This is a genomic window from Granulicella rosea (assembly GCF_900188085.1).
GTDB classification, from domain to species: domain Bacteria; phylum Acidobacteriota; class Terriglobia; order Terriglobales; family Acidobacteriaceae; genus Edaphobacter; species Edaphobacter rosea.
The window spans coordinates 611,608-633,417 of the sequence record NZ_FZOU01000002.1 but is presented as its reverse complement, the minus strand read 5'-3'; the positions used below and the strand labels follow the sequence as shown (position 1 = coordinate 633,417).

Below are 21,810 nucleotides of genomic sequence, written 5' to 3'. Positions count from 1 at the left end.
GAACGAGGCTAAATGGAACCTGTCAGTGCGCTGATGGGCGCGAAGAGATCGAGCTGGAGACCTGGCTGTGAATCCTGCGCAAGCGTACGTCCCGGCAGGTGATCGACGGCGATGAGAAACGGAAGCGCCTGCTTCAGGCGAACGTGGAGCTTTTTCAGATCGTCGACCAGAAGAGCATGATATCGCCGGATGCTGAGAATTCGCTCGACATTCCGGTAGCCGATGCCTGGCACCCGTAGCAGCGACTCGCGCGGCGCGGCGTTCACGTCCACAGGGAAGAACTCCGGGTGCCCCTTCGCCCACACGGTCTTCGGGTCTTCGGTGAGGCTCAGGTCGGGCGCTTCGGGCGTCGTCAGCTCCGAGGCTTCAAAGCCATAAAAACGCATAAGCCAGTCGGACTGATACAGGCGATGCTCGCGTATGCGCGGTGTGGCCGCCAGGGGAAGGCGGGTGTCGGCCTCGGGATAAGGGCTGAAGCCTGTGTAATAGATGCGGCGCAGCTTGTACTGCCCGTAGAGATGCGTCGCCGTGGTCAGAATCTGGCGATCGTTTGCTGGGGTTGCGCCGACGACCATCTGGGTGGACTGGCCTGCCGCCGCAAACTTCGGTGCGAGCTTGGATCTCCGCCGATCCTCGTCGGCCTCGTCCTTGCGCAAGGCAATCTGCGACATGGTCGACTCGATCACGACGGATTTCTTCTCCGGCGCCAGTTGCACAAGATCCTGCTGGGTAGGCAGCTCGATATTGGCCGAGAGCCGGTCTGCGACCAGGCCTGCCTCGTCGATCAGCGTCTGACTGCAGCCGGGAATCGCCTTCAAGTGAATGTAGCCGCCGAACTTATGCACCTTGCGAAGCTGCTTCGCGACGGAGATCAGTTGCTCCATGGTGTAGTCCGGCGACCGGATGATGCCGGAGGAGAGGAAGAGCCCCTCAATATAGTTGCGCTTGTAAAAATCCAGCGTGAGGTTGACGACCTCCTCCGGAGTGAAGCGCGCGCGGCGGATGTCGGACGAGACGCGATTGACGCAGAAGACGCAGTCGTACGTGCAGAAGTTCGTCAGCAGGATCTTGAGCAGGGAGACGCAACGGCCATCCGGCGTGTAGGAGTGGCAGATGCCCATGCCATCGGAGTGGCCGATGCCTTCGCCATTTCCGGCGCGCTTCGCGCCGCTGGAGGCGCAGCTGGCGTCATACTTGGCGGCGTCGGCGAGGATTGCGAGTTTGTCCTGGGTCGTCATCATCGCATCGTTAGGATGCAAAATGAGTATAGCGAATATAAGGCGAAAGGGAAATCGTACTGCCGCTGACGGGACTGCACACGATTCGTGGAATTGCCATCGGGATTGACGGCGCCCCGCTCAACTATTGCAGCCTGGAGCTAACCGATACGACAGATAAGACGATCGTTTTATGCTCATGCCCGCGAGAGCGGCGAGTTTCAGTTCGCTGCGTTCCAGAGGGAAGTTACAGCCTGAAGGCGACAAACGGAAGAATATTCCAGGCGCAACCGCCGGAGGGGGGCGACGAGAGGATGTTCGAATATATGGCAAAGAGCCTGAAACCGCTCCGAGCCTTCGCCGAGATAACGACGCCCGTGCTGGTGCAGCATACCGATCTGGAAGGAGTGATCCTGACCCTCGCGGACACCAAGATTCCGGAAGAAGAGCTGAAGCCAGATCCACCGATGCCGGACGATGCCCAGGAGCGGTGAAGTCCGCGCTAGTGGCCGACGGCTTCCTCGGGGAAGAGGCGGATGTCTTCGACGTTGCGGTACTTTTCGGCGTAGTCCATACCGTAGCCGATGACGAACTGGTTGGGAATCTGGAAGGCGATGTAGTCGGCTTCGATCGGGACCAGGCGGCGCTCGGGCTTGTCGAGGCAGGTGGCGATCTTCAACGAGGCGGGCATGTGCTGCAGCATCAGGCCGCGGAGATAGCTGAGCGTCAGGCCGGTGTCGAGGATGTCCTCGACGATGATGACGTGCTTGCCTTCGATCGGGTTGTCGATGTCCTTGATGAGCTTGACGGCGCCGGACGAGACGCGCGCGCGACCGTAGCTGGAGACGGCGACGAAGTCGAAGGTGTTGTCGACCGAGATGGCGCGCGCGAGATCCGACAGGAAGATAGCTGCGCCCTTGAGCACGCCGATCAGCACGATGGACTGGCCTGCGTAGTCCTCGGAGATCTGCTTGCCCAGCGCCTTCACGCGACCGGCGATCTCCTCCTTCGAGAAGAGGACTTCCATGCTGGAGGAGGGCGGAAAGTTGAGCTGGACCGGAGCGGGCTTCGAGGTTGCCATCGATAAAGATTATCGTGTTTGGCCGCTGGGGGGAAGCGCGAGACGCCGGCGTCTCGGTGGGAAAGTGGCGATATACTCGGAGGAATGTACCCGTATATCAACATCGGTTCGTTGCATCTTGGAACCTTCGGTCTGCTCCTCTGGCTGGCGGCCGTCGCCGGAGCTGTCGTACTGCACAGGAATTTTGTTCGCTCGGGCGTGGTCGCCGACGCGTTGAATGTGGTGGCCTTCGTCGTCATCGCGGGCGTGATCGGCGCGAAGCTGTGGCACGAACTGCAGGATCCCGCGGAGCTTTCGGCGGCGATGAAGCTCATCTTCAAGCCGGGAATGAAGCATCCGGCGGATGTTCTGTTTGGCTTTCTGCACTGGTTTCAGGCTGGATTCGCCTGGTTTGGCGGCATGGTGGCCGGCATTCTGATGCTGATATATCAGGGGATGGACGCGAAGCCGAACGGAATGCGCGGGTTGAAGGCCGGCATTCGGATGCTCGACCTGGCGACGGTTTCGGCCGCGGTGGGGTATGGCGTCGGCCGCATCGGCTGCCTGACCTCGGGCGACGGCGACTACGGCAGGAACACGACCTCGGCGTGGGGCGTCCACATGGCGAACGGGCCGGACGTCTACCATCGCGCGCTGGTGCCGCCGAATCCCGCGAATGCGCTGGTGTTGCCAACGCCGCTCTACGAGTTTCTGTTCGCTGTCGCACTGGCGTGGATTCTGTGGAAGCTGGCCGGAAAGGCGCGTCCGCTGGGCTGGCTGACCGGGTTTTATCTCTGCGTCAGCGGCATCGGCCGGTTTCTGGTCGAGTTCATTCGGATCAATCCGCGTCTTTACTGGGGCATGAGCAACGCTCAGACGGCGGCGCTGGGCAGCGTGGTCTTCGGTTTGATCCTGATGCTGGTGGTGCGTGGCAATGAGCCGGTAGGCGGGCCTGCGGCGATGCCGGTCGTGCCGGAAGAGGCGAGTGAGGTTTTGCCCGCCATTTGACCGGTGGGGGCTTTACGGTGGTGTGCAGGGGCATGCATAATGGTCCGACCACTGGAGGTCCTATGCGTTTGCTTTGGAACCGTCTGTCTGTTGCTGCCTTGTTCATGGGATTGGCTCTTCCGGGGTGGGCTGCCAGCCACAAGATCGTGACGGTAGCCGCTGACGGCACGGGCGACTTCAAGGAGGTTCAGGCGGCGATTGATTCCGCGCCCGATAGCGGCCTCACGATTCAGATCAAGCCGGGAATCTACAAGCAGAAGCTTCATGTTTTGGCGAATCATGTTGAAATAATTGGTCTTGGGTCGAAGCCGGAAGATGTGGTTTTGAGCTGGGACGACTCCGCGAAGACCGCCGGTGGAACGACCAAATCGGCCAGCGTGACCGTGACGGGCGACGATTTTCGAGCCGAGAACCTGACCTTCGAAAACGCCTGGGAGCGAACGCACGCATCCGAGCATGAGGGCTCGCAGGCAGTGGCGCTGCTGGTCAGCGGCGACCGGGATGTGTTCCGGCACGTCCGTCTTCTCGGCTTTCAGGACACCCTGTATGCAAATAGTAAGAAGTGCCACTCAGCCGACGAGGTTATGGCGGGGGCGCCGTGCCGGGCTAGCCGCCAGTACTTCGCCGATTGCTACATCGAGGGCCATGTCGACTACATCTTCGGCGATGCGAAGGCGGTCTTCGATCGCTGCGAGCTGCACTCCATGCCGCATGCCGTGACGACCATTACTGCGCAAAGCCGCGTTTATCCGGCGGAGGATTCGGGCTATCTTTTCCTGAACTGCACGGTAACGGCGGCGGCTGGAGCGGACAATACGCTGCTCGGGCGGCCGTGGCGCGCCTACGCGACCACCTACTTCTTAAACACGAACTTCGTGGCGAATCTGAACCCGGCGGGCTGGTCGGAGTGGGACGGCAAGCTGAAGACGAGCAGCTACGCGGAGTTCGGCTCGCATGGGAACGCCGGAGATATTGGGAAGAGGATTGCGGGTTCGCACCAGCTATCGGCGAGCGATGCGGCGAAGCTGACGGTGAAGGCGTGGCTGGCGGGAACGGATGGGTGGAATCCGGAGGCTGTGCGGTAGGACAAGAACCGAAGCGGATTCCCTTCGTGAATGACGAAAAGAAAGGGTTTACAGCCGTTTCAGGTATTCCTTCGCCTCATCCAGCTCCGGGAAGAGCCGTTCCTCGGCCTGAAATTCGCGCGAATGCACGCAGCGGCGGCCGGCTTTGACCCGAACGGGGTGCTTGAGGTGCAGCATCTCGTGGTAGAGCAGGTATTCGATGGCGCAGCGCGGCGTGTCGGCCCGGTCGAAGACGCGGCTGACGACGATGGTGTTGTGCGCGGCGTCGTAGTGGCCGAGCATGCGGCGGGCGGCGTGGGCGGACCACGTCAGCGTCGGGCGGCCGAGCAGGCCGTGGAAGAAGCGTTGATTGATCGTCTCGAAGACCTCTTCGAGATCGTAGTAGTGGCCCTTGGGCGAGCGCAGGATCTTACGACCGCGGTCCTGGCGAATCTGCTGGGCTTGCCGGGTGACGGCCTCGGACGAGACGTAGCGGCGGTAGCGGTCGGACTGGCTGGCGGCGATGGGTTTCTTGTAGAGCTTCGCGATCAGGATGTGGGCGATGGCCTCGTGCACCGAGCTAGGCGCTGCCTCAAGCAGGTCCGACAGCCGGACCTTGAGCTGGCCCTCGCGCAGCCGGATGGTCGTGTTCAGCGAAGTGAAGCGGCGGAATCGCACGTCGAAGGGCGGCATGGGCGCACGCGGACGCAGCTCGCGGTACTGCTCCTCGAAGATCTTGACGAGCGGGGCCGGCGCCAGACTCTTCACCCTTGGCTTGGCTTTGGGCTTCGCCTTGGCTTCAGGCGGGTGCGGCGCCTGGAGGTGGAGTTGGATGATCTCGGCGGACACTATTTTTCGAGGTTAGCATGGCCGCTTGTGGAGTCCTTGTCTTCCTTGCCGGGCGGGTGGTCGTGGAACCAGGTCTTCTGCTCCTCGACCAGCCGGACGGCCTCGTCGTGGATGTCGCGGACGGCTTCGAGCGCTAGCTTGCGCTGGACGTTGTAGGCCTCGTGATCGGCGGGCGTGCGCAGGGTGCTGCTCCAGCGTTCGGTCGCGGCGACGAGCTTCGGCAGCACCCGGCGCAGGTCGCGATGGCGCGGGCCGTAGTCGTCGAGGTTGTCGTCGAGATCGTCGGCGATGCTGGCGACCTGCTCCATCAGATCGTGGATGTCCTCTTCGCAGCCGGGTTTGCGCGGACCGTTGGCGAGGGTCTGGATCGTCTTCGTTCTATCGTCGATGAAGCGGATGAAGGCCTGCACGCGGTCCGCCGGGAGTGGAGCGGTGTCCCGCAGGATCTCGACCTCGGCGTCGCTCAGGGCGTTTTCGTGGCCCTGGGCGTGGAGCGCCGGGGTGAGCGTCAGCAGCAGAAGAAGGACGCACAGGCGCATGGTCAGTGGGCGAAGACCTGCGTCAGCAGCTCTTCGTTGACCTTGTCGAGTTGCTTGAGCGTGGCCTCGAGCACAACCTTGTCCTCGGGTGAGACGAGGTGAAGAAACTCGCCAAGGCGGCGACTGGCGGTGTGCATCCCCATCTCCGCCTCTTTCAGGCGCCGCGTGTCGCGGGCCAGGCTCATGTGGATGAGATTGGCGTAGCGTTCCACGCGCTTGAGCGTCGCGCTTGCCCGGTCGGAGTCGCCTGCGAGCAGTTGTTTGCCGGCGATGGCGGTCATCTGCTGTACGAGCTCGGTGTAGAGGAAGCACTGTTCGCGTGGGTTGGCCTGCTGGGCGCGGGCTTCGAGCTGCGCGAGAGCGGTCTCGTCGAGCGTCGAGTCGGCCGAGCTGGCGGCGCGGCAGGGAAGGCAGAGAACGAGGACGCAGAGAGGGACAAGCACGGCGTGCGGCAGGACACGAAGATTCATGAACGCACCTCAGGCAGCAGGAAAGGGCGTACTTATTTCATGTGCTCAAGAGCCACAAGCCGGTGGCGCGCCTGAAACTCCTGATCGGGGAACTTACCGTCAGCGATTGCCAGGAACTGTTGATACGAATCCTTCGCCTGCTTTACCTGATGTAACTTATCGTGCGAAATAGCAGTCAACCATAGTGTGGCCGGGGAAGTTGGAAGAACTTTAGCACGCAGCTCGATGGCCTGCAAGCAGGTTTGTGGATCGCCGTTCTCGGAGGCGGCGAAGGCGAGATGGCCGGCGGCCGATCCCAGGTCGCCAGGCGTCGTGAACGCCCTGGGGTTCGCGACGGCGCGCTTGAGCAGATCCTCGGCCTCGGCGTAGCGGCGCAGATGGATGAGGGCATCGGCGCGGTCGTCGAGCAGGGCGGGATCCTGCGGGGTGAGGGTGATGAGCGCGGCAAAGAGCGGCTCGGCCTTGGCCCAGTCGCCGTTCTCGGCGTAGAGATGGCCGAGCAGGCGGGCGATGTTCTGGTCGGTGGGGCGCGCGGCGTGGATGCGCTCGACCATGGGGATGGCCTCGCCGATGCGCTCCTCGGAGGTATAGATGCTGGCAAGCTGGGCGGTCAGCGTCGGGTCGCCGGGATGCTGGTCGAGCGCGGCGGTCAGGAGCGGCTCGGCCTCCCTGGGCTTCTTTTCGAGCAGCAGAATATGCCCGAGCGCGGCGGTGGCGGCTGGGTCGCCGGGACTCTGCTGCAGCAGACGGCGATAGGCCTCTTCGGCCTCGGGCAGGTCGTCGGCCTGGACGGCGAGGTCGGCGGCCATGGCCATGTCGTCAGGGGTCTCCGGCGAGAGCTTCAGAGCGGCGAGCAGCTCGGAGCGAGATGCTTCGAAGTTGCGCGCGGTCTGGTCGAGGCGGGCCAGGGCGCGGAAGGCATGCGCGCGGAGCGGCGCATCCTCCGCCTTCGGATTCGGCTGCGCGGTTGCGGCGAGCAGCTCGGTGCGGGCTTCCGCCGTGCGGCCGACGCGGGCGAGTAGCAGGCCGAGACCTACACGCGGGTCGATATAGTTGCCGTCGTCGGCGATGGCGGCGCGATAGCTGGCCTCGGCTTCGGAGTTTTGGTCGAGCGCGTCCTGGGTGTAGGCCAGGTCGTAGAGAACGTGCGCGTCTTTAGGGTCTTCCGCCGCCAGCTTCTTGAGCAGCTTCAGCGCAAGAGGATAGTCGCGAGCTTCGAGCGCGGCGTTGGCTTCGGCTCTGGCCGGGCTTGGGGCGACGGTGTGGGTGCGGTTGGCGTCGAAGTCCTGGGCCGGAAGGTGCGGAACGGCGAGGGTGAACGCGAAAAGCAAGGCCGCGCAGCTCCGAAATATAGAGGCAGGTCCTTCGCTTCGCTCAGGATGACAGGCTGCCTGGGCGGGGCGAAGGGGATAGGAGCTCGAGACTGGGTTCATCGACATTAGACGCTCGCCGGGATGGGTTCGTGGTGGGCGGTGGCGTTCAGGACCGGGCCGAGCCAGTGGCCGGTGTGCGACGCGGGGTTGGCCGCAATCTCCTCCGGCGTGCCCACGGCGACGACCTGTCCGCCGCCCGAGCCGCCTTCGGGACCCATGTCGATGACCCAGTCGGCGGACTTGATCACGTCGAGATTGTGCTCGATGACCAGCAGCGAGCCGCCGCCGTCGATCAGCTTACGGAAGGCCGCAAGCAGCTTGGCGACATCGTCGAAGTGCAGGCCGGTAGTGGGTTCGTCGAGGATGTAGAGGGTACGGCTGCGAGCTTTTGCGGCGACTTCGTTCGTTGTGGCGCGATTGGTGATGGACCGCGCGGTCGCGAGATGGCTGGCGAGCTTCACGCGCTGGGCCTCGCCGCCGGAGAGCGTCGTCGCCGACTGGCCAAGCCGGACGTAGCCAAGGCCGACCTCATCGAGCACATAGAGCTTGTCGACGATACGCGGGTGGCCGGCGAAGTAGACAAGCGCCTCCTTGACGGTCATGTTGAGGACGTCGTAGATGTTCTTGCCTTTGTACTTGATGTCGAGGATGGCGTTCTTGTAGCGGGTGCCGTTGCACTCCTCGCAGGGCAGCTCGATGTCGGCGAGGAACTGCATCTCGACCGTGACGGTGCCGTCGCCCTCGCAGACGTCGCAGCGTCCGCCGGGAACGTTGAAGGAGAATGCTCCGGCTGCGAAGGACTTGCGTTTGGCGTCGGGCTGCGCGGCGAAGAGCGCGCGGATGTCGTCGAAGGCCTTGATATAGGTGACGGGGTTCGAACGCGGGGTGCGTCCGATGGGCGACTGGTCGACCAGAACGACGTCGTTGAGATGGTGCGTGCCGGAGAGTTCGCGGTAGAGGTGCGCGAGCGAAGAGTTCGACGTCTCGGCGCCTTCGGACGCCTGGCCGAGCGACTGCATCAGCGCGCGGTAGAGCACCTGATGGACGATGGTCGATTTGCCCGAGCCGGAGACGCCGGTGACGCAGCACAGCAGACCGAGCGGAATCTCCAGGTCGACGCCGCGCAGGTTGTGGATGCGCGCGCCGGTGAGCTTCAGCTTCTCGCGACCGGGTTCGCGGCGAATCTTCGGGACGGGGATCGTCGCGCGGCCGGAGAGATACTTGCCCGTGATGGAGTTGGGGTTGCGTGAGACCTCGTCGACCGTGCCTGCGGCGAGCAGGTGGCCGCCGAGTTCGCCGGCGCCGGGGCCTAGGTCGAGCAGGTAGTCGGCCGCGCGGATGACGTCGGGGTCGTGCTCGACGACGAGGATGGTGTTGCCGAGGTCGCGTAGCTCCTCCATGATGTGGATGAGCTTGGCGGTGTCGCGGGTGTGCAGGCCGATGCTCGGCTCATCGAGGACGTACAAAGCGCCGACGAGTCGCGATCCGAGCGAGGTCGCAAGCTGGATGCGCTGGGCCTCGCCGCCCGAGAGCGTCGCGGCGAGGCGGTCGAGCGTGAGATAGTCCAGGCCGACCTGGTGCAGGAAGTGGGTGCGCTGGCGGACCTCTTCGAGGACCTTCCCGGCGATCTCCATCTGGGCGGGCGAAAGGTCGAGCGCGTCGAAGAACTCGCTGGCCGCCGTGATGGTGAGCGCGGAGACCTCGCAGATATTTTTGTTGTGGATGAGGACGGCGCGGGCCTCGGGGCGCAGGCGCGTGCCGCGGCAGTCCGGGCATGTCGCGTAGCCGCGGTACTTCGAGAGGAATACCCGGACATGCAGCTTGTACTTCTTGCGGTCGAGCTCCGCGAAGAAGCCGCGAATGCCGGGGAAGCTGCCGGAGCCCTCTTCGATCACGCGCTGCTGCTCGGCAGTCAGGTCGTACCAGGGGGTGTTGACGGGGATGTTGTGAGCCTTGGCGGCGCGCAGCATCTCGGCGTGATGCGGCCGGTATTTGCCGCCGGCCCAGGGCGAGATCGCATTGTTCATCAACGACTTCGAGCGGTCGGGGATGATGAGGTTGGGGTCGAAGTCGATGGTGTTGCCGAAGCCCTGGCAGCGCGGGCAGGCGCCGAAGGGATTGTTGAAGGAGAAGAGGCGCGGCTCCGGCTCGCGATAGGCGCGGTGGCAGGTGGTGCATTCGAAGGCCGAAGAATAACGCTGCTTGATCGCCGGTTCGTCGCCGCGCGGGACGGTGTGGAACTGGATCTCGCCGGACTCGCGGTAGCCGGTCTCGATGGCGTCGACCAGTCTGGAACGAATCTCCGTGCTGAGGGCGAGGCGGTCGATGAGGACGAAGATCGGCTCGTCGAAGTTGAGTTCGAGCAGCGACTCGGGCGTGCTGAATTCGACGATCTGGCCGTGCTGAAAGAGGCGGTTGTAGCCCCGGCGACGGAGTTCGAGCAGGCGATCCTTGAGCGTGTCGGTCAGGGTCGCGGCGGCGATGTTCGTCGTGACCGTCTTCGCGGTTTTCTTGGCGGGCTTCTTTGCCGGCTTGGCCGGTTCGGCCTCGGGGACGCCCGGCCCCTGCAGGGGTTCGAGCTTGATCTCGGCGCGGACGATGGGGAAGAGCGCGTAGGTGCGGGTTCCCTCGGGCAGAGCGAGCAGCGCGGTGACGATCTCGTCGACCGTGTCGCGCTTGACGATGCCGCCGCAGTGCAGGCAGGTGACGGCGCCGCAACGCGCGTAGAGCAGGCGGAGATAATCGTAGATCTCGGTCGCGGTGGCGACGGTCGAGCGCGGATTGCGCGTGGTGTTCTTCTGCTTGATCGCGATGGCCGGCGCGAGTCCGTCCATGTGATCGACGTCGGGCTTCTCGATGCGTTCGAGGAACTGGCGCGCGTAGGCCGAGAGCGACTCGACGTAGCGGCGCTGTCCCTCGGCGTAGACTGTGTCGAAGGCGAGCGACGACTTGCCCGAGCCGGAGACTCCGCTGACGACCGTGAGGGCGTTGTGCGGGATATCGACGTCTATGCCCTTGAGGTTGTGGGTGCGCGCGCCGCGGATCGTGATCCGGTCGTTCGCCGCTGGGTGCGCGGACGTCTTCTGTTCGGTTATCTCTTCAATCATCGCCACACTCTATTGTCGGACAGATGGGCGTGGATTGCGAATCGCGCTGTTGAACGGAGTGAATTTACTGCGGCTCGTTGTGTTCGTGACGGCTGAAGAGCAGCTCCAGCTCTTCCTTGGCGCGACGCTTCTGATCCTGGCGAACCAGGCGCGCGAGGTACTGCTGCACGCTGTCGTAACCGCCTTCGCGCGCCTCTTTTTCGAGGGCGGCGAGGAGTTCTTCGGGGATCTGCAGGTTCGCCATCGGCTACTCCTGCGCGGGCTGGGCGCGGAAGATTTCGAGCAGCAGCAGGCAGGCGCCGACGACGATGGCCGAGTCCGCGATGTTGAAGTCCGGCCAATGGTAGTGGTAGATGTGCACCTCGAGGAAGTCGACCACGTAGGAGAAGCGGACACGGTCGTAGAGGTTACCGATGGCGCCGCCGAGGATGAGGGCGAGCGATACGGCGGTGATGGACCACGACTTGCCGACGTTCCAGATCATGCCGAGGACGACAATGACGGCGATGACGGAGAAGCCGATCAGTACGTTGCGAACGACGACGGGCGAGAGCGAATCCGCGAAGAGCGAGAACGCCGCGCCGGTGTTCAACACGTGCGACAGGAGAAAGACCTTGTCGATGATCTTGATGTTGTGACCGGTCGGGATGTGCTTCACGATCCAGAGCTTGCTGAGGCGGTCGAGCAGGATGACGACGGCGGCGACCCCGAGCAGGGGAAGGCGGGCGTCGCGGGATTTGACTTCGATTTCGGACATCTTCGGGCTGACTCTCCTATTGCTTGGACGGTCTGGGCGCGGGGATGGAAGGCTTCTTCGAGAGCCGTCAGCTTAAAGCTTGCAAGCTGGCCGCGTAAGGCCTCCACCCTTCGCTCTTATGCGGAGGCGTAGGGTGGGAAGGCGATGGCTTCGAGGGCTTCTGCGCAGCGCAGGCAGACGGTGGGGTAGCTCACATTGCCGGCAACGTCTGCTACATAGCGCCAGCAGCGTTCGCACTTCGGCTGCTCGGATGCCGCAGCGTCGATGATCGGATCAGAGGAATGACCTTCGGCCTCTACCAAGCTGACTTCAACAGCGGATACGTTGAACAACTCTGGAAGTGCTGAGCTGTATTTCCTGAGGATTGCAGACAATGCCGGTTGGAATTCACTCGAGAGTCTGATTACAACCTCAGCCTCAAGTGACTTGCCGATCACCTTCTCAGCGCGAAGTGTTTCGAGCGTGGAAAGAACAACCGAGCGCAAGCCAAGAAGCTGCTGCCAGTCGGCAAGGACGGTGGATTCGTTGCCGGGGACGATCTCGGCGAGATCGGGGAAGAGTGCGGTGTGAACCGACGCCTCGCGGCCTTCGGCCTTGGGCAGATACGACCAGACCTCGTCCGCCGTGAAGCTGAGGATGGGTGCGACGAGGCGGGTCAGGGCTTCGGCGATGCGCCAGAGAGCGGTCTGGGCGCTGCGGCGGGCCTTGTGGTTCGGTGCGAAGGTGTAAAGCCGGTCTTTCAGGACGTCGAGGTAAAGTGCTGAAAGGTCGGTGTTTACGAATTCGTTGAGGGCGTGGTAGGCGCGGTGGAACTCGAACTCGTCGTAGGCCTTGCGGATCTTGGCGTCGAGTTCGGCGGTGCGCGCGAGGATGTACTGGTCGAGCGGCTCCATCTCGGCGAACTTTACCGCGTTGGTTGCGGGATCGAAGTCGTGGATGTTGCCGAGCAGGAAGCGGAAGGTGTTGCGCAGCTTGCGATAGTTGTCGCCTACCCGCTGGAGGAGGTTTTCGCTCGCCGCGACGTCCTCGCGGAAGTCGACCGAGGCGACCCAGAGGCGGACGATCTCGGCGCCGAGGCGCTTGGCGATGTCGACCGGGTCGACGCCGTTGCCGAGTGACTTCGAGAAGGCGCGGCCCTGTTCGTCGAGCGTCCAGCCGGAGGTCGCTACCTTCTTATAAGGAGCGATGCCGCGCAGGGCTACCGAGGTGAGCAGGGAGGAGTGGAACCAGCCGCGGTGCTGGTCGCCGCCCTCGGTGTAGAGGTCCGCGGGGAAGTCAAGCTCTTCCTCCTGGTCGAGCACGGCGTGCCAGCTCGAGCCGGACTCGAACCAGACATCGAGGATGTCCATCTCCTTGCGGAAGCTGTGGTTGCCGCAGGCGCTGCAGGTCGTGCCGGCAGGAAGCAGGTCGGCTGGCTCGTGCTTGTACCAGGCGTCGGCGGACTCTTTCTTGAAGAGTTCGACGATGCTGGCGTTGATCTTTTCGTCGTTCAGCGGGTGCGCGCAGCGGTCGCAGAGGAAGACCGCGATGGGGACGCCCCAGATACGCTGGCGGGAGATGCACCAGTCGGGGCGGGTGGCGATCATGTTCGAGATGCGTTCCTCGCCCCAGGCGGGATCCCAGACGACCTGCTTGATGGCGTCGAGGGAGCGCTGGCGGAAGGTGGTGGGCGGCTCGCCTTCTTCGCCGGGCATGGGGGTCTCCATGCCGATAAACCACTGCTCGGTGGCGCGGACGACGACGGGGTTGTGGCAGCGCCAGCAGTGCGGGTAGGAGTGCTCGAACTTGGTGGCGGAGAGCAGCGCGCCGGACTCGCGGAGGAGCTCGGTGATGACGGGGTTGGAGTCGAAGAGGGCGAGGCCCTCGTACGGCTGGCCGCCGGTGTTCATCTGGTGGCCGGAGTGGCTGATGTACTGCAGCTCGGGCAGGTCGTAGCGCTTGCCGGTCTGGAAGTCGTCGACGCCGTGGGCGGGCGCGGTGTGGACGGCTCCGGTGCCCTGGTCGGCGGTGACGTACTCGGCCAAAACGCCGAGGATGGTGCGGTCGAGGAACGGGTGTTTGAAGGTGGTGCGGTCGAGCTTCGCGCCGGGGAAGCGGGCGACGACGTCGGTGGCGCTGGCCGGTTCGGCGGGGTTGGCGCCGCTGAGCAGGTTGCAGTGGACGATGACCGACGATAGCAGCTCTTCGGCGACGATGTAGACGCCGGTGGAGGCTTCGACGGCGACATACTCCATGGTCGGGTTGAAGGCGACGGCCTGAGACGCGGGGATGGTCCAGGGGGTGGTGGTCCAGATGATGGTGTAGACGGGCTTGCCGGCGAGCTCCGGGGCAATCGTCGCGGCGTCGCTGGTCAGGGCGTAGCGGACGTAGATGCTGGGGCTGACGTGCTGTTCGTATTCGACCTCGGCCTCGGCTAGGGCCGTGCGGTCGTGCAGGCACCAGAAGACGGGCTTGAGGCCCTTGTAGACGAAGCCCTGCTCGTAGAACTCGTAGAAGGTTTCGAGGATGTGGGCTTCGTAGTCGAAGGACATCGTCTTGTAGGGGTTGTCCCAGCGGCCGAAGACGCCGATGCGCTGAAACTGCGAGGACTGGAGGTCGACGTACTTCTGGGCGTACTCGCGGCAGGCGCGGCGGACGCTGGTGGGGGGCATTTCAAGCTTCTTGCGGCCGAGCTGCTCGTCGACCTTGATCTCGATGGGCAGGCCGTGGCAGTCCCAGCCGGGGACGTAGGGCGCGTCGAAGCCGGCCATGGTCTTGGTCTTGACGACGAAGTCCTTGATGCACTTGTTGAGCGCATGTCCGAGGTGGATGGCGCCGTTGGCGTAGGGCGGTCCGTCGTGGAGGATGAAGCGCGGGGCGCCGGCGCGTGCGGCGCGAATCTGGGCGTAGAGGCCGTCGTCCTGCCACTGTTTCAGGCGGGCAGGCTCGTTCTGGGGCAGGTTCGCCTTCATGGGGAATTGCGTGACAGGCAGGTTCAGGGTAGCTTTGAGCGGCTTGGTCTCGGGCGTTTCGGGCATTCTTTCCTCTTCAATCCTGACGGCAAACGAAGCAACGGCGATACGGCAACAGGGGCGCGTGGCTGCGCCAAACCCTTATTGTATCCGCCGAGCGGGTTCTCCACATATATTGGCTCCGGCCGAAGAGACTTCTTACACGTTATCTACGTCAAAGAATTCAGGTCGTTCTGCGCGTGGAAACAATTTCAGAGCATGGATTTCAATTTCTCTGGCCTCGACGACAGGAATGTGTGAAAGTTTGTAGAATGCAGCGTGGCGTGTGCATGCCGCGCGTTGGTTTTGTGGAGAGACGGCGGAATCCGTTGCATGCAAATGCAGATGCACTGAGGCGAACACTATGGCTTTGATGACACCCGATCCAACGGAAGAAAAAGGCGCTCCGGCTGTACGGCCGGACAGCGCGGTCAACCTCTCCGGCGATCTCTCCTCGCAGAATGAAGGCGTTTTTGGCTCGCTGATCAGCAGCGTGCGCGATGTGTTTTTCCCGGTGAAGCTGCCTCCGCTGGTGCTGGAGTCGAAGCCGATCGCGGTGCCGGACCGGATGGCGGTGAAGCGCGATCCGAAATCGACCGCGGCTGCGGTCGTCATCAATGGCTCGCTGCTGCTGTTGGCGGTTTGGTGGGGAACGAAAAAGATCCAGTCCATCAACAAGCCTGTCGATCCGCCGACGATCATCGCGATGGAAGATCCACCGAAGGCTCCGCCGAAGGCCGTTGCCATGGGCGGCGGTGGCGGCTCGGCTGGTCCGACGCCGGTGGTGCATGGCAATCCGCCCAAGTTCGAGAAGAATCCGATCGTGCCGCCGGCTACGCCTCCGCTGGAGCAGCCGAAGATCAAGATCGATCCGTCGATCAATGTGCAGACGGATGTGAAGTTTGCCCATGTCGATACGCCGGCTATCGGCCTGCCGACCTCGCCGCTGGTGGGCGTCACCTCGGGTGGCGGCGGATCGGGCGGCGGTCTGGGCAGCGGACATGGCAATGGCCTTGGCCAGGGCGAGGGCGGCAATACCGGCGGCGGGCTGGAGCGGATCGGCGGCGGTGTTTCTGCGCCGGAGGTGCTGTTCAAGCCGGAGCCGGAGTTCTCGGAGGAGGCTCGCAAGGCGAAGGTCGCAGGCGTGGTGACGCTGTCGATCGTCGTCGACGCCAACGGCACGGCGCGCAATGTGAAGGTCGTCCGCGCGCTGGGTATGGGTCTGGACGAGAAGGCGGTCGAAGCGGTGAAGCAGTATCGCTTCAAGCCGGCGATGAAGGCGGGCAAGCCGGTCTCGGTGGCGATGTATGTCGAGGTCGACTTCCAGATCTTCTAAACGCTAGAGGTCAGTTTTTTGTGGTTCTGGTTTGCAGAGGTAAGGGCTGCCGTCTTTGACGGCGGCCCTTTTCTGTTGTGGCTGGATTGTTCAGGCGGCCTGGTGGGGGCGGACGAGCTGGGGCTTTGCGGCCGGCATGTGGGAGTTGTCGCCGATGTGGAAGCGTTCGACCTGGTCTTCGAGGGCGGCGGCGGTGCCGCGCAGGCTTTCGATGCCGGCGGTGGTGGTGGCCATGGCGGAAAGGTTGTCGTGGCTGAGCTGGTGGATCGAGTCGAGGCTGGAGCTGGACTGATCGGCTGCGGCTGCCTGCTGCGAGGCGGCGATCGCGATCTGGGCGATCATGCGGTCGACGCGCTCGGCCATGCCGATGATGCGCTCGAGCGCCTCGCCGGCCTGGGTAGTGGTGACGACGCCCTGCCGAACGGTGCCGGTGCCGGACTCCATGGAGGCGATGGCGGTGCGGGTGCGCTCCTGAATCTCATGGATCATGGCGCCGATTTCGCCGGTGGCCTGTGCGGTGGACTCGGCGAGGTGGCGGACCTCGCCGGCGACGACGGCGAATCCGCGGCCCTGTTCGCCGGCGCGAGCGGCCTCGATGGCGGCGTTCAGGGCGAGCAGGTTGGTCTTGCGCGCGATCTCGTCGATGACGGTGACGATCTGAGAGATGCGTTTGGAGTCGTCGCCGAGCATGCCGACGGTGGCGGCGGTGTCGGTCACGGCGTCGGCGATGGAGTGCATCGCGCCAAGCACCTGCTTGACGATGGCTCCGCCGTCGCGTGCGGTCTGGGCGGCGGAACGGGCGGTTTCGGCGGCGGATTGCGTGTGGCGCGAGACCTCGGCGATGGAGGCGGACATCTCCTGCATGGCTGTTGCCGCCTGCTGGGTCTGCTGGGACTGCTGATCGATGCGCCGGTGGATCTGGTCGCTGGCGTTGCGCATGGAGGCGGCCGAACCGGTGAGAGAGCCTGCGGTGTGGACCACCGTGCCGATGACGGCGCGCAGGTTGGTCTGCATCTTCTGCATGGCGTCGGCGAGTTCGGCGATCTGGTCGCCGGATTGGATGTCGAGCTCCATGCCCGTGAGATCGCCGCCTGCGATGGCGTTGGCGCGCGCGCAGACCTTTCGGATGGACTCGGTGATCTGGCGACCGAGCGTCAGCGAAAGAATCGTCGCGACGATGGCCCCGAGGCCGGTCGCGAGCCAGAGCGTCTGCAGGAGATTGTCATCGTCCTTCAGGAGGACGTCATACTCCGCATTCAGAATGGCGCTTTGTGAGGCGATGAGCTGATCGGCTTCGGTCGACAACTGCGCTTCGAGCGGGAAGATGCTCTCGTGCAGCAAGGCTGCGGCATGCGTGCCGCCATCGGCTGTGCCGAGCGCCACCGACTCCTGGGCCTCGCGGGTGAGCGCGTGCATCTGCTGCGACTGCTGGAGGATGAGCTCGAAGTGCGGGCGCTCCTCCGCAAGGTCGAAGGTCGCGCTCTCGGTGCGGAGCTGTTGCAGGTCGGTTTCAATGGCAGAGTCCTGCAGGGCGCCGCCGGTCGAGGCGTGGTGCATGGCGGACTGGGTGGCGATGGCGGCGTTGGCCAGATGCGCCCGGAGATCGCGCAGGGTGTTCACAAAGGGATCGCGGCCAACGCTGATGGCGCCCGCATCGCGGATGATCTTCGCCAGACGGAGATGCACGGCAATGGCGCCAAGGAAAGAGCCGGCGATGAGCACGCCGGTGCAGATGCCAAGTTTGGTTTCAAGTCTCATCAGGCTCCTGCAGCATGCGGCGAAAGCGGATGCTGCAGGGTGTATCGGCTGAGGTGAGACGGTGCGTGAGGCAGGCTGCCCATCTGGCGAGGCAACGGCACATCCGGGAATGACCAGCCAGGCAGCTTAGGAGGGGATCAGCTCGGGTTCGTACTCGGGGCTGGGAATCTGGGCGAAGGTCAGGTCTTCGGCAGGGCTGCCGGTGCGAGCCTTCCACTCCAGAAAGAGCTTGCCGTAGCTGAGGGTGATGCAGGCGGCGGGATCGACGCCCAGCTCGGCGAGCATCCGGTCGATCCAGCCGCGCGGGCCTTCGAGCTCGGCGTAGTCGCCGATGGGGGTCTCGTCGACGACGAGGTGCGTGCCGGGGTGCGCGGGGTGCGACCACTCGGAGCGGAACTTCTCGTAGCGAAAGGTCGGCAGGTAGCCGAGATTGCGGAAGATCTCCTCGGTGGCCGGGGCCTCGCCGACCTCGGTCTCGGTCTCGATGCGGACCTTGTATCTGGTCTCGGAGGGGTCTTCGTCGTCGGGGTGGCGCTTGTGGGTGACGACGGTGCGTTCGCCGTACTGGCGCAGGCGCAGGAGCTGGCCGGTGGAGCGGAGTCTGCGCTCGGGAGTGTCGAACAGCGTGTTCTGCTCGTAGGTGCGCGGGGTGTCGAGATGGAAGCCGAGACCCAGGAGTTGTTCGTGCAGGATATCGACGTTCGTGACGGGAAACTTGAGTTCGATCTCGGCGCTCTGCATGTCGGTGAGTATACGGCTGCGAGTGGATAAGATGGAACTGTGGAAAGTCGAAGTCGGAACTGCGTAACACCGGTCAGGGCAGACGAGCACCGATTTGGAACACGGTTTTAGACCGGTTTTGCTGGTTGTGAGGGAGTGAATTATTTCGGATTGGAAGACAGAACGGCTGGGAGTGGATGCGGTGGCGATCGCGCGGGCGGCAGAGCTGCTGCGGGGCGGCGGCACGGTCGCGTTTCCGACTGAGACGGTCTATGGGCTGGGGGCGAATGCGCTCGATCGGGTGGCCGTGGCCAAGATCTTCGCGGCGAAACAGCGTCCGGGGTGGGATCCTCTGATTGTGCATGTAGCTGATGCGGCGATGCTTGCGCGGGTGGTGCAAGGTGAACTGCCGTTTCGGGCGCGGGAGCTGATGGAGGCGTTCTGGCCCGGGCCGCTGACTTTGCTGCTGCCGCGCAGTGCGGCGGTGCCGGATGCGGTGACCGCCGGCAGGCCGTTGGTTGGGGTGCGGATGCCTGCGCATCCGGTAGCTCTGGAGCTGATCCGCAGGGCTGGCGTGCCGATCGCCGCGCCGAGTGCGAACCGGTTCGGGCATACGAGTCCGACGACGGCTGCGCATGTGCTGGAGGATCTGGATGGGCGCATCGATGCGGTGTTGGATGGCGGCGCGACGGAGGTCGGGGTTGAGTCGACGGTGATCGGACCGTGGGACGGCCACGTCGACATGTCCGGCTGGTCGCAGGACGATATCGACTTCTACGGGGCGCCATGGGTGGTCTATCGTCCTGGTGGCGTGACGATTTCTATGCTGGAGTCATTGGGTGGTGTTGGGTTTGTGGCCTATACGCCCCCGGTGCAGGCGGACGAACCGGAGAGCCTACCGTCACCGGGGGTTGGGATACGGCACTATGCGCCCCGTGCGCGGGTGGTTCTGGTTCATGAAGATTTGAAGGTCTATCTACCGACGCAGCAGGTTGTTGCAGCGATCGATGAGGCGTTCGATGGCGTGGCTACGGTTGGAGTCATGTTGCCGGACGGATGGGACGCCTCATGCGCCCAGGCCGTCTTCCGCTGGGGTGCTTGGAGCGATCACGAGACGCTCGCGAGGCGGCTGTTTGCCGGATTGCGGGAGTTGGACGATCGCGGGGTCGATGTGATCGTCTGTCCGGTGCCGAATGGGGCTGGAATGGCGGCAGCGATTCGGGATCGACTGGAGAAGGCTGCGCGGGTGAAGTAAATCGGGCTTGCTTCGCACGAGGCCCACATCTCAAAGGCGAGATGTGGGGCACCCCGCTTTGGTGGCTGGGTTGAGGAAGGCAGATTCCCTTCGAGGATGACAAAGCAGGAAAGCAAAGACAGAAGCAGATTCCCTTCGGGAATGAGAAAAAAAAACCGCAGGCTCTAGCGGCTTTGCGTAAGCTGGCCGGCGTAGGCGTCGAGAGAGAGATTACGCAGCAGGTTGCGGCGCATACCGCTTTGGACCTGGTCGAGGCCGCGCGCAGCCTGTTCGATCCATCGGAAGCTGAGTTGGGCCGACAGTTTTTCGAGTTCTGGCCTCAGGTCGACGTTGCGCAGCAGCTCCGGCGTGCCGGAGTTCAACATCAGCAGGTCTTCGAGCAGCAGGCCGAGGGCGCGGAGGAGGGCGGTGGTCTTGGTCTGGCCGTCGGCGCCGGCGCGGTAGGTCTCGGTCATTTTGAAGAGGGTGGTGTGGTCGGGTTCGGCGGCTGCGCCGCGGATGAGCAGGAGCGCGTCGGCGCGGGCGGCGGTATAGGCGGCGAGGTCGAAGCTCAGCGCCTTGCCGGCCGCGCCCTGGGCGAGCCTGGCGACGAGCGTACGGTGTTTGGGTTGCCACTCGGGGCGGCGGTCGGCGAGCAGCATCTCGAGCTCCTCCACCGGCAGCGCGCCGAGGCGGATGAGGGCGCAGCGGGAGCGGATGGTGGGCAGCAGCTCGCCGGGGTTCTCCGCGCAGAGGATGATGTGGGCGTAGGCCGGCGGCTCTTCGAGGATCTTGAGCAGGGAGTTGGCGGCTTCTTTCATGAAGCTGGCTGCGGTGAGGATGAAGATCTTGCGCGGCGCCTCGGAGGGCAGGTACTGCGCGCGTTGGATGAGGGTGCGTACCTGGCCGAGCTTGATGAGGAGCTGCGGCGGGTCGGGCGGTACGATGAGCACGTCGGGATGCTGCTGAATGAGGACGCGGGTCTCTTTTTTGTCAGTCTCGCGCATCTCCTCGCGACCGGCGACGGCGGCGTCGACGAGCTCCTGCAGGTCGGCGGCGGAGGCGATGCGGGTGCAGTTCGAGCAGGCGCCGCAGAATCCGGCAAGCGTCTGGCCGGTGGACCACTGGTCGCGCGGCTGGCGCTCGCACTCGACCGCCATGGCGAGCATCAGCGCGAGGGTGTACTTGCCCGCGCCCTGCGGACCGGCGAGGATGAGCGAGTGCGGCAGGCGTCCGCCGGCGATGGCGGTGCGCAGGCCCTCGATGGCCGGGGTGCTGCCGAGAAATTCGTTGAAGGTTGCGGGTAACGGCACGTCTTCCAGCTTAACTCATCCGAAAGCCTGGGCTGCGGTGGGGCATCTTTCGTACGGGTTTTCCACTCCTAAATAGTTGGAGAATAACCATGCCCCGTCCTTATTGGTCCGGTCAGATACAGATTTCGCTCGTTTCGTTTGGGGTCAACTTTTTTCCGGCGACGGAGTCGAAGAGCGAGATTCGCTTCCATCAGATCGACCGCAAGACCGGTGAGCGAGTGCGTCACCAAAAGGTGTCGGGCGATGACGCGCCGGTCGAGGCGAGCGGCATCGTCAAGGGCTACGAGTATCGCAAGGGCGAGTACATCCAGATTGAACCGGATGAGATTGAGAACCTGCGCATTCCTTCGCGCAAGACGCTGGCCGTGACGCAGTTTGTCGATGAGTCGGAGATCGATCCGGAGTACTTCGAGAAGCCTTACTTTGTGACGCCGGAGAGCGCGTCCCAGGCTGAGGCGTTCGCCGTGGTGCGCAAGGCTTTGCAGGAGACCGGGAAGGTTGCGCTGGGTAAGATCGCGTTTGGGGGACGCGAGCATGTCGTGGCTATCTCGGCGACGAGCGACGACGAGTTAGGCGGGATGATGGCTTACCTGATGCGCTATGCGGAGGAGTTACGCAAGCCTGCCGATTATTTCTCCGATATTAAAAAAGTCAAGATCGACGACGACCAGTTATCGCTCGCCAAGGAGCTCATCAAGCGTAAGGCGGCTAAGTTTGCGCCGCAGGATTTCAAGGATGAGTACGAGGTTGCGCTGCGCGCGATGGTGGAGGCGAAGGTGAGTCATGCGCCGTTGCCGAAGGACGAGCCCGCTGCTCCCGCGGGTAAAGTGGTGAGTTTGATGGATGCGCTGCGAAAGAGTGTGCAGAGCGATGCCGTGGGTGAAAAACCCGAGAAGGCTGCCGCCGAGCCTGCTGCCTCTTCGGCTCCGAAGCGTGGGATTGTGCTGGTCAAGCCTGCTGCCAAGGCGGCTGCGCATAAGTCGACAAGTAAGTCGAAGCGTAAGTCGGCTTAATA

19 protein-coding genes are annotated in these 21,810 nt (G+C 63.9%); 6 read left to right on the top strand and 13 right to left on the bottom strand.

Features of this window, described 5'->3' with window-relative positions:
• Positions 1-8 precede the first annotated feature (8 nt).
• Positions 9-1,241: a putative DNA modification/repair radical SAM protein gene (locus CHB87_RS08735; RefSeq protein WP_089408012.1), complete on the bottom strand. Its 1,233-nt coding sequence runs from the start codon at positions 1,239-1,241 to the stop codon at positions 9-11.
• 302 nt (positions 1,242-1,543) lie between these two features.
• Here CHB87_RS08735 and CHB87_RS08730 point away from each other — a divergent pair, with 302 nt between their 5' ends.
• Positions 1,544-1,711, top strand: coding sequence for a hypothetical protein (locus CHB87_RS08730; RefSeq protein ID WP_176441667.1), 168 nt, complete (start codon positions 1,544-1,546; stop codon positions 1,709-1,711).
• Positions 1,712-1,719: 8 nt separating this feature from the next.
• Here CHB87_RS08730 and hpt read toward each other — a convergent pair whose 3' ends face one another.
• The gene (hpt, locus tag CHB87_RS08725) at positions 1,720-2,298 is read right to left on the bottom strand and encodes a hypoxanthine phosphoribosyltransferase (protein ID WP_089408010.1); all 579 of its coding nucleotides are present in this window, start codon (positions 2,296-2,298) and stop codon (positions 1,720-1,722) included.
• 84 nt (positions 2,299-2,382) lie between these two features.
• Between hpt and CHB87_RS08720 the strand changes: the two genes are divergently transcribed.
• Positions 2,383-3,285: a prolipoprotein diacylglyceryl transferase gene (locus CHB87_RS08720; RefSeq protein ID WP_089408009.1), complete on the top strand. Its 903-nt coding sequence runs from the start codon at positions 2,383-2,385 to the stop codon at positions 3,283-3,285.
• Between the two features lie 62 nt (positions 3,286-3,347).
• Positions 3,348-4,370, top strand: coding sequence for a pectinesterase family protein (locus tag CHB87_RS08715; protein WP_217897023.1), 1,023 nt, complete (start codon positions 3,348-3,350; stop codon positions 4,368-4,370).
• A 48-nt stretch (positions 4,371-4,418) separates the two neighbouring features.
• Here the strand turns inward: CHB87_RS08715 and CHB87_RS08710 are convergent, their stop codons facing one another.
• The 8 genes from CHB87_RS08710 to ileS all read right to left on the bottom strand — a co-directional run bounded on the left by CHB87_RS08710 (position 4,419) and on the right by ileS (position 14,461).
• The gene (locus CHB87_RS08710; RefSeq protein ID WP_245817901.1) at positions 4,419-5,042 is read right to left on the bottom strand and encodes a SprT-like domain-containing protein; all 624 of its coding nucleotides are present in this window, start codon (positions 5,040-5,042) and stop codon (positions 4,419-4,421) included.
• A gap of 155 nt (positions 5,043-5,197) precedes the next feature.
• A complete protein-coding gene (locus CHB87_RS08705; RefSeq protein WP_089408007.1) occupies positions 5,198-5,737 on the bottom strand; it encodes a hypothetical protein in 540 nt (179 codons plus the stop codon).
• A 2-nt stretch (positions 5,738-5,739) separates the two neighbouring features.
• Positions 5,740-6,207 (bottom strand): hypothetical protein, encoded by a 468-nt coding sequence (locus tag CHB87_RS08700; RefSeq protein WP_089408006.1) that lies wholly within the window; start codon positions 6,205-6,207, stop codon positions 5,740-5,742.
• Positions 6,208-6,239: 32 nt separating this feature from the next.
• Positions 6,240-7,538 carry a tetratricopeptide repeat protein gene (locus CHB87_RS08695; RefSeq protein ID WP_176441666.1) on the bottom strand — a complete coding sequence of 433 codons (1,299 nt, stop codon included), beginning with the start codon at positions 7,536-7,538 and terminating at the stop codon, positions 6,240-6,242.
• 107 nt (positions 7,539-7,645) lie between these two features.
• Complete coding sequence (uvrA, locus tag CHB87_RS08690; RefSeq protein WP_089408004.1) at positions 7,646-10,687, bottom strand: excinuclease ABC subunit UvrA; 3,042 nt, start codon at positions 10,685-10,687, stop codon at positions 7,646-7,648.
• A 64-nt stretch (positions 10,688-10,751) separates the two neighbouring features.
• Positions 10,752-10,931 (bottom strand): hypothetical protein, encoded by a 180-nt coding sequence (locus CHB87_RS08685; protein ID WP_089408003.1) that lies wholly within the window; start codon positions 10,929-10,931, stop codon positions 10,752-10,754.
• Positions 10,932-10,934: 3 nt separating this feature from the next.
• Positions 10,935-11,444, bottom strand: coding sequence for a signal peptidase II (lspA, locus tag CHB87_RS08680; RefSeq protein ID WP_089408002.1), 510 nt, complete (start codon positions 11,442-11,444; stop codon positions 10,935-10,937).
• 116 nt (positions 11,445-11,560) lie between these two features.
• The gene (gene ileS, locus CHB87_RS08675; RefSeq protein WP_089408001.1) at positions 11,561-14,461 is read right to left on the bottom strand and encodes an isoleucine--tRNA ligase; all 2,901 of its coding nucleotides are present in this window, start codon (positions 14,459-14,461) and stop codon (positions 11,561-11,563) included.
• Positions 14,462-14,798: 337 nt separating this feature from the next.
• On the opposite strand from ileS, the gene CHB87_RS08670 reads away from it, so the two are divergent.
• Entirely contained in the window at positions 14,799-15,770 is a 972-nt protein-coding gene (locus tag CHB87_RS08670) for an energy transducer TonB (RefSeq protein ID WP_089408000.1), read from the top strand.
• 90 nt (positions 15,771-15,860) lie between these two features.
• Here CHB87_RS08670 and CHB87_RS08665 read toward each other — a convergent pair whose 3' ends face one another.
• Together CHB87_RS08665 and CHB87_RS08660 are read right to left on the bottom strand one after the other, a co-directional pair.
• Positions 15,861-17,528, bottom strand: coding sequence for a methyl-accepting chemotaxis protein (locus tag CHB87_RS08665; RefSeq protein ID WP_089407999.1), 1,668 nt, complete (start codon positions 17,526-17,528; stop codon positions 15,861-15,863).
• Positions 17,529-17,654: 126 nt separating this feature from the next.
• On the bottom strand, positions 17,655-18,269 hold the full coding sequence (locus CHB87_RS08660; RefSeq protein ID WP_089407998.1) for a class IV adenylate cyclase: 615 nt from the start codon (positions 18,267-18,269) through the stop codon (positions 17,655-17,657).
• A 181-nt stretch (positions 18,270-18,450) separates the two neighbouring features.
• On the opposite strand from CHB87_RS08660, the gene CHB87_RS08655 reads away from it, so the two are divergent.
• Positions 18,451-19,503 carry an L-threonylcarbamoyladenylate synthase gene (locus tag CHB87_RS08655; protein ID WP_245817890.1) on the top strand — a complete coding sequence of 351 codons (1,053 nt, stop codon included), beginning with the start codon at positions 18,451-18,453 and terminating at the stop codon, positions 19,501-19,503.
• A 164-nt stretch (positions 19,504-19,667) separates the two neighbouring features.
• Here the strand turns inward: CHB87_RS08655 and CHB87_RS08650 are convergent, their stop codons facing one another.
• Positions 19,668-20,795: a DNA polymerase III subunit gene (locus tag CHB87_RS08650; protein ID WP_089407996.1), complete on the bottom strand. Its 1,128-nt coding sequence runs from the start codon at positions 20,793-20,795 to the stop codon at positions 19,668-19,670.
• Positions 20,796-20,884: 89 nt separating this feature from the next.
• Between CHB87_RS08650 and ku the strand changes: the two genes are divergently transcribed.
• A complete protein-coding gene (gene ku, locus CHB87_RS08645) occupies positions 20,885-21,808 on the top strand; it encodes a non-homologous end joining protein Ku (protein ID WP_089407995.1) in 924 nt (307 codons plus the stop codon).
• The last annotated feature ends 2 nt before the right edge of the window (positions 21,809-21,810 follow it).